Consider the following 15,573-nt stretch of genomic DNA (forward strand, 5'->3'; position numbering starts at 1 on the left):
CGGCGGCACTGTGGGCGGCGGCGGCACCGTTGGTGGTGGCGGCACTGTGGGCGGCGGCACCGGCGTCGCGGTTGGCGTGGGCACGGTCGGCAACGACAAGGGTGCCGGCAACGGCCCCAGCGTGGGCGGTGCGGTCGGCGGCATTGCGGTGATCGGCCCGGTCCGCGGTGCGCCCGTCGAGAACGCGGTGGCGGTGACCCCGGCTCCGGCGACGCCGCAGGCCTCGGTGGTGTCCTCGGGCTCCGTCGCGGCTCCCGCTGCGGTGGCAGTCGCGCCGAGCGCGGTGTCCCCCAGCAATACCACGGCCATGGGCGCTGCGCCCGCGAAGCGCGCTGTGCGCCGGGTGAAGGCCGACCGAAACTAAGAGCGGTTGCGAAAAGAAAAAGGGGCGGCCCGCGGGCCGCCCCTTTTTCGTTCCGTCGAAACGATCAGGCCGCCACGACGTCCTTCGCGGCTTCCGCGTATTCCTCGATCTGGTCGAAGTTCATGTAGCGGTACACGCGGTCCGCGTCCTTGTTGATGACGCCCATGTCGGCGTGGTATTCCTCCACGCGCGGAATGCGACCCAGCTTGGAGGCGATGGCCGCCAGCTCCGCCGAGGCCAGGTACACGTTGGTGTTCTTGCCCAGCCGGTTGGGGAAGTTGCGCGTGCTGGTGGACACCACCGTCGCGCCTTCGCGCACCTGCGCCTGGTTGCCCATGCACAGGCTGCAGCCGGGCATCTCGGTGCGTGCGCCCGCCGCGCCGAACACGCCGTAGTGGCCTTCCTTGGTCAGCTCCGCGGCGTCCATCTTGGTCGGCGGCGCCACCCACAGCTTCACCGGGATGTCGCGCTTGCCTTCCAGCAGCGCCGAGGCCGCGCGGAAGTGGCCGATGTTGGTCATGCACGAGCCGATGAACACCTCGTCGATCTTCGTGTCCTGCACCTGCGACAGCGGCTTCACGTCGTCCGGGTCGTTCGGGCAGCACAGCAGCGGCTCGGTGATGCCCGCCAGGTCGATCTCGATCACGGCGGCGTACTCGGCGTCGGCATCGCCTTCCATCAGCTGCGGGTTGGCGATCCACGCCTGCACCGCCTCGATGCGCCGCTGCAGCGTGCGCTTGTCCGCATAGCCCTGGGCGATCATGTTCTTCATCAGCACCACGTTGCTGGCCAGGTACTCGAGGATCGGCTCCTTGTTCAGCTTCACCGTGCAGCCGGCGGCCGAGCGTTCGGCCGACGCGTCGGACAGCTCGAACGCCTGTTCCACCTTCAGGTCGGGCAGCCCTTCGATTTCCAGGATGCGGCCGGAGAACACGTTCTGCTTGTTCTGCTTGGCCACCGTGAGCAGGCCCTGCTTCATGGCGTAGTAGGGAATCGCGTGCACCAGGTCGCGCAGCGTGATGCCGGGCTGTATCTCGCCCTTGAAGCGCACCAACACCGACTCGGGCATGTCCAGCGGCATCACGCCGGTGGCCGCGGCGAACGCCACCAGGCCGGAGCCGGCCGGGAAGCTGATGCCGATGGGAAAGCGCGTGTGGCTGTCGCCGCCGGTGCCCACCGTGTCGGGCAGCAGCAGGCGGTTCAGCCAGGAATGGATCACGCCGTCGCCGGGGCGCAGCGACACGCCGCCGCGGCTGCTGACGAAGGCCGGCAGGTCGCGGTGGGTCTTCACGTCCACCGGCTTCGGGTAGGCGGCGGTGTGGCAGAACGACTGCATCACCAGGTCCGCCGAGAAGCCCAGGCAGGCCAGGTCCTTCAGCTCGTCGCGCGTCATCGGGCCGGTGGTGTCCTGGCTGCCGACGGTGGTCATGCGCGGCTCGCAGTAGGTGCCGGGGCGGATGCCCTTGCCTTCGGGCATGCCGCAGGCGCGGCCGACCATCTTCTGCGCCACGGTGAAGCCCTTGCCGCTGTCCACCGGCGGCTTGGGCAAGCGGAACGTGGTGGACGCCGGCAGGCCCAGGAATTCACGCGCCTTGGCGGTAAGCGAGCGGCCAATGATCAGGTTGATGCGGCCGCCGGCGCGCACCTCGTCGAGCAGCACGTCGTTCTTGAGCGAGAAGCGCACCACCACCTGGCCGCCCTTCTCGATCGTGCCTTCGTAGGGATGGACGTCGATCACGTCGCCCATCTCCAGCTTGGACACGTCGACCTCGATCGGCAGCGCGCCGGAGTCTTCCTGCGTGTTGAAGAAGATGGGGGCGATCTTGCCGCCCAGTGTGACGCCGCCGAAGCGCTTGTTCGGCACGAACGGAATGTCCTGGCCGGTGGCCCAGATCACGCTGTTGGTGGCCGACTTGCGCGACGACCCGGTGCCCACCACGTCGCCCACGTAGGCGACCTGGTGGCCCTTTTGCTTGAGCTCCTCGACGAACTTCATCGGGCCGCGCTTGCCGTCTTCCTCGGGCACGAAGGCGGCGCCTACCCGCGTGTTCTTCAGCATCGCCAGCGTGTGCAGCGGGATGTCGGGGCGGCTCCACGCGTCGGGCGCGGGCGACAGGTCGTCGGTGTTGGTTTCCCCGGGCACCTTGAACACGGTGACGGTGATCTTCTGCGGCACTTCGGTGCGGCTGGTGAACCACTCGGCGTCGGCCCAGCTCTGGATCACTTCCTTGGCGAAGGCGTTCTCGGCCTTGGCCTTGTGCGCCACGTCGTGGAAGAAGTCGAACATCAGCAGCGTCTTCTTCAGGCCGGCGGCCGCCACGGACGCCACTTCCGCGTCGTCCAGCAGGTCGATCAGCGGCTTGACGTTGTAGCCGCCCACCATGGTGCCCAGCAGCTCGGTGGCGCGCGCCCTGGAGATCGCGTTGACCTGCAGGTCGCCGTGCGCCACCGCGGCCAGGAAGGAGGCCTTCACCTTGGCGGCGTCGTCCACTCCGGGCGGCACGCGCTGCGCGAGCATCTCGACAAACCCGGTTTCTTCCGCGGCCGGCGAGGCCTTGATCAAGTCGATCAGCTCGGCGGTCTGCTGCGCGTTCAGCGGCAGGGGCGGAATGCCCAGCGCCGCGCGCTCGGCGACGTGTTCAAGATAGGCTTGCAGCATGGTGTGATCTCCGTTCGGTGCGTGGCTCGTTCAAATGCGTGCGTGCCTCAGTTGGAAGCCGGCTTCGCGGGCGCGGGCTCCAGGATGCTGGGCATCGGGTTCTTCTTCAGGTTGTCGGCGAAGGCGGACTGCTCGGGGCTCTGGCACTCGTCGGCCAGGCGCTGGCCCTGCTTTTGGCTCATCAGCATGGACTTGTTGCCCAGCTGCAGCCACATGGCGCCGCGCGCCGGGTCCTCCAGGCGGATCGCGCCGGTGCGGCTTTCCACCGGGTGCATCACGAAGCGGTTCAGGCGGTTGACCACCAGGAAGAAGCCGTCGCGCCGCAACGGGGTGACTTTCACGTTGGCGCCCAGCTCGCACGGGATTTCGCCGGTGTAGACGCGCTTGGCCGTCGCCAGGTCGGCCTCGTTCAGCTTGATGCTGGGGTCCGGCTCCTCGATGGGCGTGGCTTCCTCGATCGCCTGGCGCGCGCCGGCGGACAGCGCTTTCTTCGCCGGCACGGGCTTGGCGGCCTTGGGCTTGGGGGCAGCCTTGGCCGACGGCTTGGCCGCGGGAGTGGTCTGGGCCAGAGCCAGTGCGGGCGCAAGGGCGATCAGGCAGGTGGCGAGAAGAAGTTTCATTCGGTTGTTGGTCACTTGGGTTGTGTTGTTCAGCGCTGCGGGCCGGCGAACCAGCCCTGCACGTCGTCGGGAAGCTTCCTTCCGGTCTGGTGCCCTCTCTCCAGCACCTGCCAGTGGTAGCGGTAGCTCGCCCGGTCCTCCAGCTTGCCGCCGAAGCTGATCGGCGCCCACTGGGCGCGCTCGGCGGCGATGATGATCCGCGCGGCGGTCTCGATGTCCTGGTCGCTCGGCGCCAGGGCTTCCAGAACCGGCCGGATCTGGTCGGGGTGGATGCTCCACATGCGCGTGAAACCGAACTCGCGCGCGGCGCGGCGCGCGGCGCGCTTGAGCGCCTCGGCATCCTTGAATTCGGTGATGACGCTGTGCGAGGGCACCTTGCCGTGCGCGTGGCAGGCCGACGCGATGGCCAGCTTGGCGCGCACCACCAGCGGATGCGTGAACTGGCCTTCGATGCCCATGGCGTCGGCCAGAATGGCGCCGCCGTGGGCCGAGACGAAATCCATCAGCCCGAAGCTGAGCGACTGCACGCGCGGGTGCGCCGCGATGTCGAAGGCGCGGTGCACCGCCGCAGGCGACTCGATCAGCACCTGCAGCGGCAGCTGCGCGGCACCGGCGGCGTCCAGCGCCGCAGCCGCGCGCTCCACGTCGCGCGGCGACTCCACCTTCGGAACCATGATGTGCGCGAGGCGGTGGCCGGCCTTGCCGGCGATGGCCGCCACGTCGCTCTGGAACGACGGGTGGTCGACCGCGTGCACGCGCACCGCGACGCGCGCATCCGGCGCGGCGGCCAGCGCGAGCTCGGTGACCAGCGCGGCGTGCTCCGCCTCGCCGCCCACCGGCGCGCCGTCCTCGCAGTCGAGCGTGACGTCGAACACCACCGCGCCGAACTCCCGCGCCATCTCGGCCTGCAGCTGCAGGCTCTTGCGCATGCGCGCCTCCACGCCGCTGTAGTGGTCGCACACCGGCAGGCTGCCGGTGCGCGCCTGCGCGCCAAGGAGGATGTCGCGCGGGTGCGGCATCACAGCAGGTGGGAAACGCCCTGCTGCTCGTCCTGCAGTTCCTTGAGCGTGATGTTGATGCGTTCCTGCGAGAAGGCGTCGATGTCCAGGCCTTCGACGACCCTGTACTCGCCGTTCTCGGTGGTCACCGGGAAGCCGAACATGGTGTCCTTGGGAATGCCGTACTGGCCGTCCGACGGGATGCCCATGGTGACCCACTTGCCGTTGGTGCCCAGCGCCCAGTCGCGCATGTGGTCGATGGCGGCGTTGGCGGCCGAAGCGGCCGACGACAGGCCGCGCGCCTCGATGATGGCGGCGCCGCGCTTGCCCACGGTGGGCAGGAAGGTGTTGGCGTTCCACTCCTGGTCGTTGATCAGGTCCTTGACTGCCTTGCCGTTCACGCTTGCGAAGCGGTAGTCGGCGTACATGCTGGGCGAATGGTTGCCCCACACCGCCATCTTCTCGATGTCCTTCACTGCGGTGCCGGTCTTGGCGGCCACCTGCGACAGCGCGCGGTTGTGGTCCAGGCGCAGCATGGCGGTGAAGTTCTTGCGCGGCAGGCTGGGCGCGCTCTTCATGGCGATGTAGGCGTTGGTGTTGGCCGGGTTGCCGACCACCAGCACCTTGACGTTGCGCGACGCCACCTTGTCCAGTGCCTGGCCCTGGCCGATGAAGATCTTGCCGTTGATCGACAGCAGCTCGGCGCGTTCCATGCCCGCCTTGCGCGGCATCGAGCCGACCAGCAGCGCGTAGTCGGTGTCCTTGAAAGCCGTCATCGGGTCGCTGTGCGCTTCCATGCCGGCCAGCAGCGGGAAGGCGCAGTCTTCCAGTTCCATCATCACGCCCTTGAGCGCCTTCTGCGGGCCCTCGACCGGCACTTCGAGCAGCTGCAGGATCACCGGCTGGTCCTTGCCGAGCATTTCGCCCGAAGCGATGCGGAACAGCAGGGCGTAGCCGATCTGGCCGGCGGCGCCGGTGACGGCGACGCGGACGGGTTTCTTGCTCATGGAAATCTCCGAGGAAAGGGTTTGCGAAACGGGAGTGCGGAAGGTGCGGGGCCGGCGCGCGAACGGACGAGCCGCCTGCTGTGTCCAGCCCGCAAGTTTACCCGTGATGACCCGCTGGGGTCAATTTGTCTTATGTCTTATATAAGATATGATTTGAGGCAATTCCAAGGACCCCATGGCCACATCCCCCTTCTCCGCCGGCGACCCTCCGGGCGGCGCTTCCGCCGAGGGGGCGGCGCTTGGAACACCGGCTTTCAGCCCGCTGTACCAGCAGATCAAGGGGCTGATCCTGCACAGCCTGCAGGCCGGCGAATGGAAGCCCGGCGAGGCCATTCCCAGCGAGATGGAACTGGCGGCGCGCTTTCGCGTGAGCCAGGGCACGGTGCGCAAGGCCATCGACGAGCTGGCCGCCGAGAACCTGGTGGTGCGCCGCCAGGGCAAGGGCACCTTCGTGGCCACCCATGCCGAGCAGCAGGTGCAGTACCGCTTCCTCAAGCTGGTGCCCGACAGCGGCGACCGCGACACCGAAGGCCCGGCGCAGCGCCACGTGCTGGAATGCAAGCGCGTGCGCGCCAGCGCGGAAATCGCCCGCTCGCTGGCGCTGCGCACCGGCGACGCCGTGGCGCAGGTGCGCCGCACCCTTGCATTCGACGGCGTGCCCACCATCCTGGAAGACCTGTGGCTGCCGGGCAATGCGTTCAAGGGCCTCACGGTCGAACAGATGGCCGGCTACCACGGCCCGACCTATGCGATGTTCGAACTCGAGTTCGGCGTGCGCATGGTGCGCGCCGAGGAAAAGATCCGCGCCGTGGCCGCCGACGACGCGCAGGCGCCGCTGCTGCAGGTCGCGCCCGGGACACCGCTGCTGAGCGTGGAGCGGCTTGCGTATACGTACAACGACGTACCGATGGAGCTGCGCCGTGGGCTATACCGTACCGATGCGCACCACTACCGCAACGAGCTGAACTGAATGGACCGGAGAACCGACTTGGGGGACATGGCTGGCGGCTTTGTGCCAGGTTGTTGCATTGCAATAGAATTTTGGGCTGTCCGCCGGTTTTCCCCTCGCGCCTCTACCCCGAAAGAAACGTCGCCATGACCGTAGCCCGCCCCCGGCCCGAATTCCGCAACATCCACGCGTTCCGGGACCTGCCCACCTACCGTCTCCCGGCACCGGGCTGGGTGTCCATCCTGCACCGCATCAGCGGCGTGCTGATGTTCCTGCTGCTGCCGTTCATCATCTGGATGTTCGACACCTCGATCTCCTCGGAATACTCGTTTGCGCGCTTTCGCGCCGCCTTCAACGGCAGCCTGGGCGTGTTCCCCGGCTGGTTCGTCAAGCTGGTGGCGCTGGCCCTCATCTGGGCCTACCTGCACCATTTCATCGCGGGCATCCGCCACCTGTGGATGGACCTGAGCCACAAGGCGGTGAGCAAGTCCTTCGGCGACAGCTCGGCCAAGTTCACCCTCATCGCCAGCGTGGTGCTGACGGTGGTGCTGGGCGCCAAGCTGTTCGGCCTTTACTAAAACGACGAGGAGTCCCAGAACATGGCAGTCAATTACGGCTCGCGGCGCACTGTCGTGGGCGCCCACTACGGCACGCGCGACTGGCTCGCCCAGCGCGTCACCGCGGTGCTGATGGCGCTGTTCACCCTGGTGGTGCTGGCGCGCGTGATCTTCACCAAGGGCCCGATCGGCTACGACAAGTGGGCCGGCACCTTCGCCAACCAGCCGATGAAGGCGCTCACCTTCGCCACCATCGTGGGCCTGCTGTACCACGTGTGGGTCGGCATGCGCGACGTGTTGATGGACTACGTGAAGCCGGTGGGCGTGCGCCTGGCGCTGCAGGTCGTCGTCATCGTCTGGCTGGTCGGCTGCGCCGGCTGGGCCATCCAAGTGCTGTGGAGGGTGTGAGCATGGCCTATACCGCCAAGGAAATTTCCACCCGCAAGTTCGACGTGGTGATCGTCGGCGCGGGCGGCTCGGGCATGCGCGCCGCGCTGCAGCTGTCGCTGGCCGGCCTGAACGTGGCCGTACTGTCCAAGGTGTTCCCCACCCGCTCGCACACGGTGGCCGCGCAGGGCGGCATCGGCGCGTCGCTGGGCAACATGTCGGAAGACAACTGGCACTACCACTTCTACGACACCGTCAAGGGCTCCGACTGGCTGGGCGACCAGGACGCCATCGAGTTCATGTGCCGCGAAGCGCCCAAGGTGGTCTACGAGCTCGAGCACTTCGGCATGCCGTTCGACCGCAACCCCGACGGCACCATCTACCAGCGCCCGTTCGGCGGGCACACCGCCAACTATGGCGAAAAGCCGGTGCAGCGCGCCTGCGCCGCGGCCGACCGCACCGGCCACGCCATGCTGCACACGCTGTACCAGCAGAACGTGAAGGCGCGCACCAGCTTCTTCGTGGAGTGGATGGCGCTGGACCTGGTGCGCGACGCCGAGGGCGACGTGGTCGGCGTGACCGCGCTGGAGATGGAGACCGGCGACCTGCACGTGCTGCACGCCAAGACCGTGCTGCTGGCCACCGGCGGCGCCGGGCGCATCTATGCCGCCTCCACCAACGCCTTCATCAACACCGGCGACGGCCTGGGCATGGCGGCGCGCGCCGGCATCCCGCTGGAAGACATGGAGTTCTGGCAGTTCCACCCCACCGGCGTAGCCGGCGCGGGCGTGCTGCTCACCGAAGGCTGCCGCGGCGAAGGCGCGATCCTGCGCAACTCCGACGGCGAGCGCTTCATGGAGCGCTACGCGCCCACCCTGAAGGACCTTGCGCCGCGCGACTTCGTCTCGCGCTCGATGGACCAGGAGATCAAGGAAGGCCGCGGCTGCGGGCCCAACAAGGACTACATCCTGCTGGACATGACGCACATCGGCGTCAAGGACATCATGAAGCGGCTGCCCTCGGTGTACGAGATCGGCATCAACTTCGCCAACGTCGACATCACCAAGGAGCCGATCCCGGTGGTGCCGACCATCCATTACCAGATGGGCGGCATCCCGACCAGCATCCACGGCCAGGTGGTGATCCAGAAGGGCGGCGACGACAACGCCGTGGTGAACGGCCTGTACGCGGTGGGCGAATGCTCCTGCGTGAGCGTGCACGGCGCCAACCGCCTGGGCACCAACTCGCTGCTGGACCTGCTGGTGTTCGGCAAGGCGGCGGGCAACCACATCGTGGAGTTCGCCAGCCGCAGCAAGTCGCACAAGCCGCTGCCGGCCGACGCGGCCGAGCGCACGCTGGAGCGCCTGAACCGGCTGGAGGACACCACCTCCGGCGAATACGCGCAGGACGTGGCCAACGACATCCGCGCCAGCATGCAGCTGCACGCCGGCGTGTTCCGCACGCAAAAGAGCATGGACGAGGGCGTGCAGAAGATCGCCGCCATCCGCGAGCGGGTAAACGCGCTGGGCCTGAAGGACAAGTCGCGCGTGTTCAACACCGCCCGCGTGGAAGCGCTGGAAGTCGAGAACCTGATCGAGGCCGCGCAGGCCACCATCGTCTCGGCGGCCGCGCGCAGGGAATGCCGCGGCGCCCACACCGTCAGCGACTACGAGCATCCGGCCGACCACCCGACGGCCCCGCTCGGCCGCGACGACGCCAACTGGATGAAGCACTCGCTGTGGTACAGCGAGGGCAGCCGCCTCGACTACAAGGCCGTCAAGCTCAAGCCCCTGTCGGTGGACTCGGTGCCGCCCAAGGTGCGCACCTTCTGACGCGACCCCGAACACACAGAACCCGGACAACACCATGCAAATGCGCACGTTCCAGATTTACCGCTACGACCCGGACAAGGACGCCAAGCCGTACATGCAGACGGTGCAGATCGAGCTGGAGGGCAACGAGCGCATGCTGCTCGACGCCCTGATGAAGCTCAAGGCGCAGGACCCGACGCTGTCGTTCCGCCGCTCCTGCCGCGAAGGCGTGTGCGGCTCCGACGCGATGAACATCAACGGCAAGAACGGCCTGGCGTGCCTGACCAACCTGCGGCAGCTGGGCGACAAGCCCATCGTGCTCAAGCCGCTGCCCGGCCTGCCCGTGATCCGCGACCTGATCGTGGACATGACGCAGTTCTTCAAGCAGTACAACTCGATCAAGCCCTACCTGGTCAACGACGATATCCCGCCGGACCGCGAGCGCCTGCAGTCGCCCGAGGAGCGCGAAGAGCTCAACGGCCTGTACGAATGCATCCTGTGCGCGAGCTGCTCGACCAGCTGCCCCAGCTTCTGGTGGAACCCCGACAAGTTCGTCGGCCCGGCCGGGCTGCTGCAGGCCTACCGCTTCATCGCCGACAGCCGCGACCAGGCCACCAACGAGCGCCTGGACAACCTGGAAGACCCGTACCGCCTGTTCCGCTGCCACACCATCATGAACTGCGTCGACGTGTGCCCGAAGGGGCTCAACCCGACCATGGCGATCGGCAAGATCAAGGAATTGATGGTCCGCCGCGCGATCTGATGATCCCGATGCCCGACGCCCACGCACCGCTGGACGAACGCGCGCTTTCCAAGCTGAGGTGGCGCTGCCGGCGCGGCCTGCTGGAGAACGACCTGCTGATCGAGCGCTTCTTCGCCCGATACAGCGACACGCTCACGGTCGGGCAAGGCAACGGGCTGGGCGAACTGATGGAGCTCGGGGACAACGACCTGCTCGACTTGCTGCTGCGGCGCAAGGACGAGCTCGACGCGCCGCTGAGCGAGGGCACGCGCCAGGTGCTGGACATGCTGCGCCCGCCACAGCGGCCCGCTGCAGTAGGACAATGACACAGTAGCAGGAAAAACCATGAAACTCGCCGACAACAAAGCCACCCTGTCCTTCAGCAACGGCAGCCCGGGCGTCGAGCTGCCTATCTACCAAGGCAACATCGGCCCGGACGTCATCGACATCCGCAAGCTCTATGCGCAGACGGGGATGTTCACCTACGACCCGGGCTTCATGTCCACGGCGGCCTGCCAGTCTTCGATCACCTACATCGACGGCGACAAGGGCGAGCTGCTGTACCGCGGCTACCCCATCGAGCAGCTGGCAACGCAGTGCGACTTCCTGGAAACCTGCTACCTGCTGCTGTACGGCGAACTGCCCAACGCCACCCAGAAGGAGGACTTCGTCGCCCGCGTGACCAACCACACCATGGTCCACGAGCAGATGCAGTTCTTCCTGCGCGGCTTTCGCCGCGACGCCCATCCGATGGCGGTGATGACCGGCCTGGTGGGCGCGCTGTCGGCCTTCTATCACGACAGCACCGACATCAACAATCCCGAGCACCGCGAAATCTCCGCGATCCGCCTGATCGCCAAGATGCCGACCCTGGTGGCCATGGCGTTCAAGTACGCCGCCGGCCAGCCGTACATCTATCCGCAGAACTCGCTGTCGTACACCGCGAACTTCATGCGCATGATGTTCGCCACGCCGTGTGAGGAGTACAAGTCCAACGACGTGCTGGTGCGCGCCATGGACCGCATCTTCATCCTGCATGCCGACCATGAACAGAACGCCTCCACCTCCACGGTGCGCCTGTGCGGCTCCTCGGGCACCAACCCGTTCGCCGCCATCGCCGCCGGCGTGGCCTGCCTCTGGGGCCCGGCGCACGGCGGCGCCAACGAGGCCGCGCTCAACATGCTGGAAGACATCCAGCGCATGGGCGGCGTGGCCAAGATCGGCGAGTTCGTGGCCAAGGTGAAGGACAAGAACTCCGGCATCAAGCTGATGGGCTTCGGCCACCGCGTCTACAAGAACTACGACCCGCGCGCCAAGCTGATGCGCGAGACCTGCTACGAGGTGCTGGGCGAGCTCGGCCTGCAAAACGATCCGCTGTTCAAGCTGGCCATGGCGCTGGAAAAAGTGGCGCTGGAAGACGAGTACTTCGTGTCGCGCAAGCTCTACCCGAACGTGGACTTCTACTCGGGCATCGTGCAGCGCGCCATCGGCATTCCGGTGTCGCTGTTCACCGCGATCTTCGCACTGGCCCGCACGGTCGGCTGGATCGCGCAGCTCAACGAGATGATCGGCGACCCCGAGTACAAGATCGGCCGCCCGCGCCAGCTGTTCACCGGCTCGGTGCGCCGCGAAGTCAAGGCGATCGACCAGCGCTGAAGAAACGCCCGCTATTTCTTGGCGGGCGGGGCAACCGCGTAGCGCGGCTTCTCCTGCGTGCCGACGCTGAGCTCATTGACCACGCCCATCACGTCGTCCACCGTGCCCGCGGCCCGCTCGAGCGCCGCGGACTGCTCGGGGCTTTTCACGCAACCCTTCAGGTACACGTAGCGGCGCTCCACCAGGACCCACAGGCTGGTGTCGTCATAGTGGCCGTCGCGCTGGATGAACTGCACCATGCGCGGCGCGATTTCCTTGTCGTAGAGATAGGAGTTCGCCAGCCGGCAGCGGCCCGAAGTGTGGCAGCTCACGCCGGCCTGTGCGCGCACGTGGGCGGCTTCGCGCAGCTCCTGCTCGGTCATGCCCGGCGGCTCGGGCATGGGGCAGTTGGGAATGGCCGAGGTGACCCGCAGGAACGGGTCCTGGAAAAAGTTTTTCTTGTCCTGGGCAACGGCTGCTGCGCAGAAGGCAGTGGCCAGGCCGGCGATCAACATGACGCGCTTCATCGATTTGCTCTCCCGATGGGCAAGGATGATTGCCGCCGCGATGCGGGCTTGTCAACTGCGAAAGCCGAAGCTCAGGGGCTATAAGCGGCCCTACTGCCGGCCGTTAAAATCCAGCGATCTCATCCGTCGTCAAGCCGGTGCCGGCCCCCCGCAACCCCAGTGCTCCACCTTCTCGAATCGCGACGGGCACGCCCCGGCGCAGCCGTACGCTAGCACTCTCTTCCAGGAAAGCTCCCATGAAAATCGCAGTGATGCCCGGCGACGGCATTGGCCCCGAGATCGTCGCGGAGGCCGTCAAGGTGCTCCAGGCTCTCGACCTCCGCTTCGAGATGGAGCACGCACTGGTCGGCGGCGCCGGCTACGACGCGCACGGCCATCCGCTGCCCGACGGCACGCTCAAGCTCGCCAAGGAATCCGACGCGATCCTGTTCGGCTCGGTCGGCGGCCCGAAGTACGACGCGCTGGAGCGCCACCTGCGCCCCGAGCAGGGCCTGCTGCAGCTGCGCAAAAAGATGGAGTTGTTCGCCAACCTGCGCCCGGCCATCTGCTACGAGCAGCTCACCCATGCTTCCAGCCTCAAGCCCGAGCTGGTGGCCGGGCTGGACATCCTCATCCTGCGCGAGTTGACCGGCGACATCTACTTCGGCCAGCCGCGCGGCCGCCGCACCGCTCCGGATGGTATGTTCGCCGGCGCCGAAGAGGCGTTCGACACCATGCGCTACACGCGCCCGGAGATCGAGCGCATTGGCCACGTCGCCTTCCAGGCGGCGCGCAAGCGCAGCAAGCGCGTGACCAGCGTGGACAAGGCCAACGTGCTGGACACCTTCCACTTCTGGCGCGAGGTCATGACCGAGGTCGGCGCGCAGTATCCCGACGTGGCGCTGGAGCACATGTACGTGGACAACGCGGCCATGCAGCTGGCCCGCGCGCCCAAGCAGTTCGACGTGATCGTCACCGGCAACATGTTCGGCGACATCCTGTCGGACGAGGCGTCGGTGCTCGCCGGCTCCATCGGCATGCTGCCTTCGGCCAGCCTGAACGCCGGCAACCAGGGACTGTACGAGCCGTCCCACGGCAGCGCTCCTGACATTGCCGGCAAGGGAATCGCCAATCCATTGGCTACAATCCTCTCAGCCGCCATGATGCTCCGCTACTCCCTCAACCAACCGCAAGCCGCCGACCAGATCGAGTCCGCGGTCCAGCACGTGCTGGCGCAGGGCCTGCGCACGGCGGACATCCATTCCGAAGGCACCACGAAGGTCGGCACCGCCCAGATGGGCGACGCCGTCGTGGCCGCGCTCGCGACGATCACCAAGAAAACCACCAAGAGCTAGCAGCTCCGGTTCGTCGCGCGCCCTCCCCGGCCTCAGACGAGCCGGGGACCCAGGATCCACACTGAAAGGGCGACGACGATGACACTCTCCAAAGCACAACAACCGCTGGTCGGCCTGGTCGGCTGGCGCGGCATGGTCGGCTCGGTCCTCATGGACCGCATGCAGGCCGAAGGCGACTTCGCCCTGATCGAGCCGCTGTTCTTCTCCACCTCCAACGCGGGCGGCACCGCCCCGGCGCAGGCGAAGAACGAAACCGTGCTGAAGGACGCCTTCGACATCGAGGCGCTGAAGAGGTGCGACATCGTCATCACCGCGCAGGGCGGCGACTACACCACCGAGGTGTTCCCCAAGCTGCGCGCGGCCGGCTGGACCGGCCACTGGATCGACGCGGCGTCCACGCTGCGCATGAAGGACGACGCCATCATCATCCTCGACCCGGTGAACATGCCCGTGATCAGGAACGCGCTGGCCAAGGGCGCGCGCAACTGGATCGGCGGCAACTGCACCGTCAGCTGCATGCTGATGGGCGTGGGAGCGCTGTACAAGGCCGGGCTGGTCGAGTGGATGACCAGCATGACTTACCAGGCGGCGTCCGGCGGCGGCGCGCAGCTCATGCGCGAGCTGCTGACCCAGTTCGGCTCCATCCACGCCGACGTGCGGGAGCTGCTGAACGATCCGAAGTCGGCCATCCTGGAAATCGACCGCAAGGTGCTGGCGCGCCAGCATGGCATGAACGGCTCGGAAACCGAGCACGGCGGCGTGCCGCTGGGCGGCTCCCTCATTCCCTGGATCGACAAGGACCTGGGCGGCGGCGTCAGCCGCGAGGAATTGAAGGGCGGCGCCGAAACCAACAAGATCCTCGGCCAGGGCCCCGGGTTCGATGCGCCCGCGGTCCCGGTGGACGGGTTCTGCGTGCGGGTGGGTTCCATGCGCTGCCACAGCCAGGCACTGACCTTCAAGCTCAAGAAAGACGTGCCGCTGGCCGACGTGGAAGCCATGCTGGCGGCCGACAGCGAATGGGTGAAGGTGGTCCCCAACACCCGCGAAGCCAGCCTGCGCGACCTGACGCCGGTGGCCGTCACCGGCACGCTGGAGATCCCGGTCGGCCGCATCCGCAAGCTGGCGATGGGTCCGGAGTACCTGGGCGTCTTCACCGTCGGCGACCAGTTGCTGTGGGGTGCGGCCGAGCCGTTGCGCCGCATGCTGCGCATCCTGCTGGATGCCTGAACGCCGTTATTGATGTGCTTGGATGCGGCCTGTATCGACCCGTTACAGGCCGTTGTCGCACTGCAACGTGAAGCCCATGCATTGCATTGCAAGAGGCCATGGCTGAACTTAAAAGCTGTCTCAGCTTGTCAGTCTAAAACATTGATGCTATGGTCCTTTTTCGATTTTAGCCTTCAGGCGATGGGCTGCATGAACAGAATGAAACTGCCTCTGGAACGAGCAGTGGGGGCACCTCAACCGATGAGCAAACCGCAGGGTCGCCTGTCCGCTTTGGCCCTTGCGGCCGCTCTTGCGTTCGGTTTTGCAACCACGGATGCGCAAGCCCTTGCGCTCGGCCGCATCACGGTGCAATCGGCGCTCGGCGAACCGCTGCGCGTCCAGATCGATGTTCCGGACATCAATCCCGACGAAGTCGCGAGCCTTCGCGTCAACGTCGCGGCGCCGGACGCTTTCCGTGCCGCCGGTGTCGAATACAACACGGCGCTGAGCAGCGCCACGATCACCCTGCAGCGCCGGCCCGACGGCCGCTACTTCCTGCAGCTGACGAGCGACCGGGCCATCAACGACCCGTTCGTCGACCTGATCCTGGAAACCACCTGGGGCTCGGGGCGCATCGTGCGCGACTACACGATGCTGTTCGACCCGCCCAACCTGCGCCAGCCGCAGGCGCCCATCGCGGCCCAGGTCGCGCCGGCACCGGCCCAGCAGCAGCGCACCCAGCCAGCCCAACCGTCGGCCCAGGCACCGCGCCCCGCG

The 15,573-nt window shown here is 67.1% G+C and carries 14 protein-coding genes and 2 pseudogenes; 11 read left to right on the forward strand and 5 right to left on the reverse strand.

Annotated elements, in window-relative coordinates:
* Positions 1–364 (forward strand): annotated as a pseudogene (locus H0U68_RS01875) (hypothetical protein); the annotation flags it as partial.
* Positions 365–428: 64 nt separating this feature from the next.
* Here H0U68_RS01875 and acnB read toward each other — a convergent pair.
* Genes acnB through H0U68_RS01895 form a run of 4 tightly spaced genes read right to left on the reverse strand, consistent with a single transcriptional unit; the run spans position 429 to position 5,648 of the window.
* Positions 429–3,023, reverse strand: a complete 2,595-nt coding sequence (gene acnB / locus H0U68_RS01880; RefSeq protein ID WP_296352465.1) for a bifunctional aconitate hydratase 2/2-methylisocitrate dehydratase — start codon at positions 3,021–3,023, stop codon at positions 429–431.
* Between the two features lie 47 nt (positions 3,024–3,070).
* Positions 3,071–3,643, reverse strand: a complete 573-nt coding sequence (locus tag H0U68_RS01885) for a hypothetical protein (RefSeq protein ID WP_296352466.1) — start codon at positions 3,641–3,643, stop codon at positions 3,071–3,073.
* A 29-nt stretch (positions 3,644–3,672) separates the two neighbouring features.
* Entirely contained in the window at positions 3,673–4,662 is a 990-nt protein-coding gene (locus H0U68_RS01890; RefSeq protein WP_296352467.1) for an aldolase/citrate lyase family protein, read from the reverse strand.
* Positions 4,662–5,648, reverse strand: coding sequence for a malate dehydrogenase (locus H0U68_RS01895; protein WP_296352468.1), 987 nt, complete (start codon positions 5,646–5,648; stop codon positions 4,662–4,664). The genes H0U68_RS01890 and H0U68_RS01895 overlap by 1 nt, the downstream gene beginning before the upstream one ends.
* A gap of 175 nt (positions 5,649–5,823) precedes the next feature.
* Here H0U68_RS01895 and H0U68_RS01900 point away from each other — a divergent pair, with 175 nt between their 5' ends.
* From H0U68_RS01900 to gltA, 7 genes are all read left to right on the forward strand, one after another.
* Positions 5,824–6,618: a GntR family transcriptional regulator gene (locus H0U68_RS01900; RefSeq protein WP_296352469.1), complete on the forward strand. Its 795-nt coding sequence runs from the start codon at positions 5,824–5,826 to the stop codon at positions 6,616–6,618.
* A gap of 125 nt (positions 6,619–6,743) precedes the next feature.
* Positions 6,744–7,175 (forward strand): succinate dehydrogenase, cytochrome b556 subunit, encoded by a 432-nt coding sequence (gene sdhC / locus H0U68_RS01905; RefSeq protein WP_296352470.1) that lies wholly within the window; start codon positions 6,744–6,746, stop codon positions 7,173–7,175.
* A gap of 21 nt (positions 7,176–7,196) precedes the next feature.
* Complete coding sequence (gene sdhD, locus H0U68_RS01910; protein WP_296352471.1) at positions 7,197–7,562, forward strand: succinate dehydrogenase, hydrophobic membrane anchor protein; 366 nt, start codon at positions 7,197–7,199, stop codon at positions 7,560–7,562.
* 2 nt (positions 7,563–7,564) lie between these two features.
* Positions 7,565–9,373, forward strand: a complete 1,809-nt coding sequence (gene sdhA, locus H0U68_RS01915; protein WP_296352472.1) for a succinate dehydrogenase flavoprotein subunit — start codon at positions 7,565–7,567, stop codon at positions 9,371–9,373.
* A 34-nt stretch (positions 9,374–9,407) separates the two neighbouring features.
* A complete protein-coding gene (locus tag H0U68_RS01920; RefSeq protein ID WP_296352473.1) occupies positions 9,408–10,115 on the forward strand; it encodes a succinate dehydrogenase iron-sulfur subunit in 708 nt (235 codons plus the stop codon).
* 8 nt (positions 10,116–10,123) lie between these two features.
* Positions 10,124–10,420, forward strand: coding sequence for a succinate dehydrogenase assembly factor 2 (locus H0U68_RS01925; protein WP_296352474.1), 297 nt, complete (start codon positions 10,124–10,126; stop codon positions 10,418–10,420).
* A gap of 19 nt (positions 10,421–10,439) precedes the next feature.
* Positions 10,440–11,750: a citrate synthase gene (gene gltA / locus H0U68_RS01930; RefSeq protein WP_296352475.1), complete on the forward strand. Its 1,311-nt coding sequence runs from the start codon at positions 10,440–10,442 to the stop codon at positions 11,748–11,750.
* Between the two features lie 11 nt (positions 11,751–11,761).
* On the opposite strand, the gene H0U68_RS01935 is transcribed toward gltA, so the two are convergent.
* Positions 11,762–12,256 carry a BON domain-containing protein gene (locus H0U68_RS01935; RefSeq protein WP_296352476.1) on the reverse strand — a complete coding sequence of 165 codons (495 nt, stop codon included), beginning with the start codon at positions 12,254–12,256 and terminating at the stop codon, positions 11,762–11,764.
* A gap of 236 nt (positions 12,257–12,492) precedes the next feature.
* Between H0U68_RS01935 and leuB the strand changes: the two genes are divergently transcribed.
* From leuB to H0U68_RS01950, 3 genes and pseudogenes are all read left to right on the forward strand, one after another.
* Entirely contained in the window at positions 12,493–13,590 is a 1,098-nt protein-coding gene (leuB, locus tag H0U68_RS01940) for a 3-isopropylmalate dehydrogenase (protein ID WP_296352477.1), read from the forward strand.
* Between the two features lie 78 nt (positions 13,591–13,668).
* Positions 13,669–14,817, forward strand: a complete 1,149-nt coding sequence (gene asd, locus H0U68_RS01945; RefSeq protein ID WP_296352478.1) for an aspartate-semialdehyde dehydrogenase — start codon at positions 13,669–13,671, stop codon at positions 14,815–14,817.
* A gap of 198 nt (positions 14,818–15,015) precedes the next feature.
* Positions 15,016–15,573, forward strand: a pseudogene (locus tag H0U68_RS01950) (fimbrial protein FimV); the annotation flags it as partial.

The sequence above is a fragment of the Ramlibacter sp. genome (assembly GCF_013697775.1).
Lineage (GTDB): Bacteria > Pseudomonadota > Gammaproteobacteria > Burkholderiales > Burkholderiaceae_C > Ramlibacter.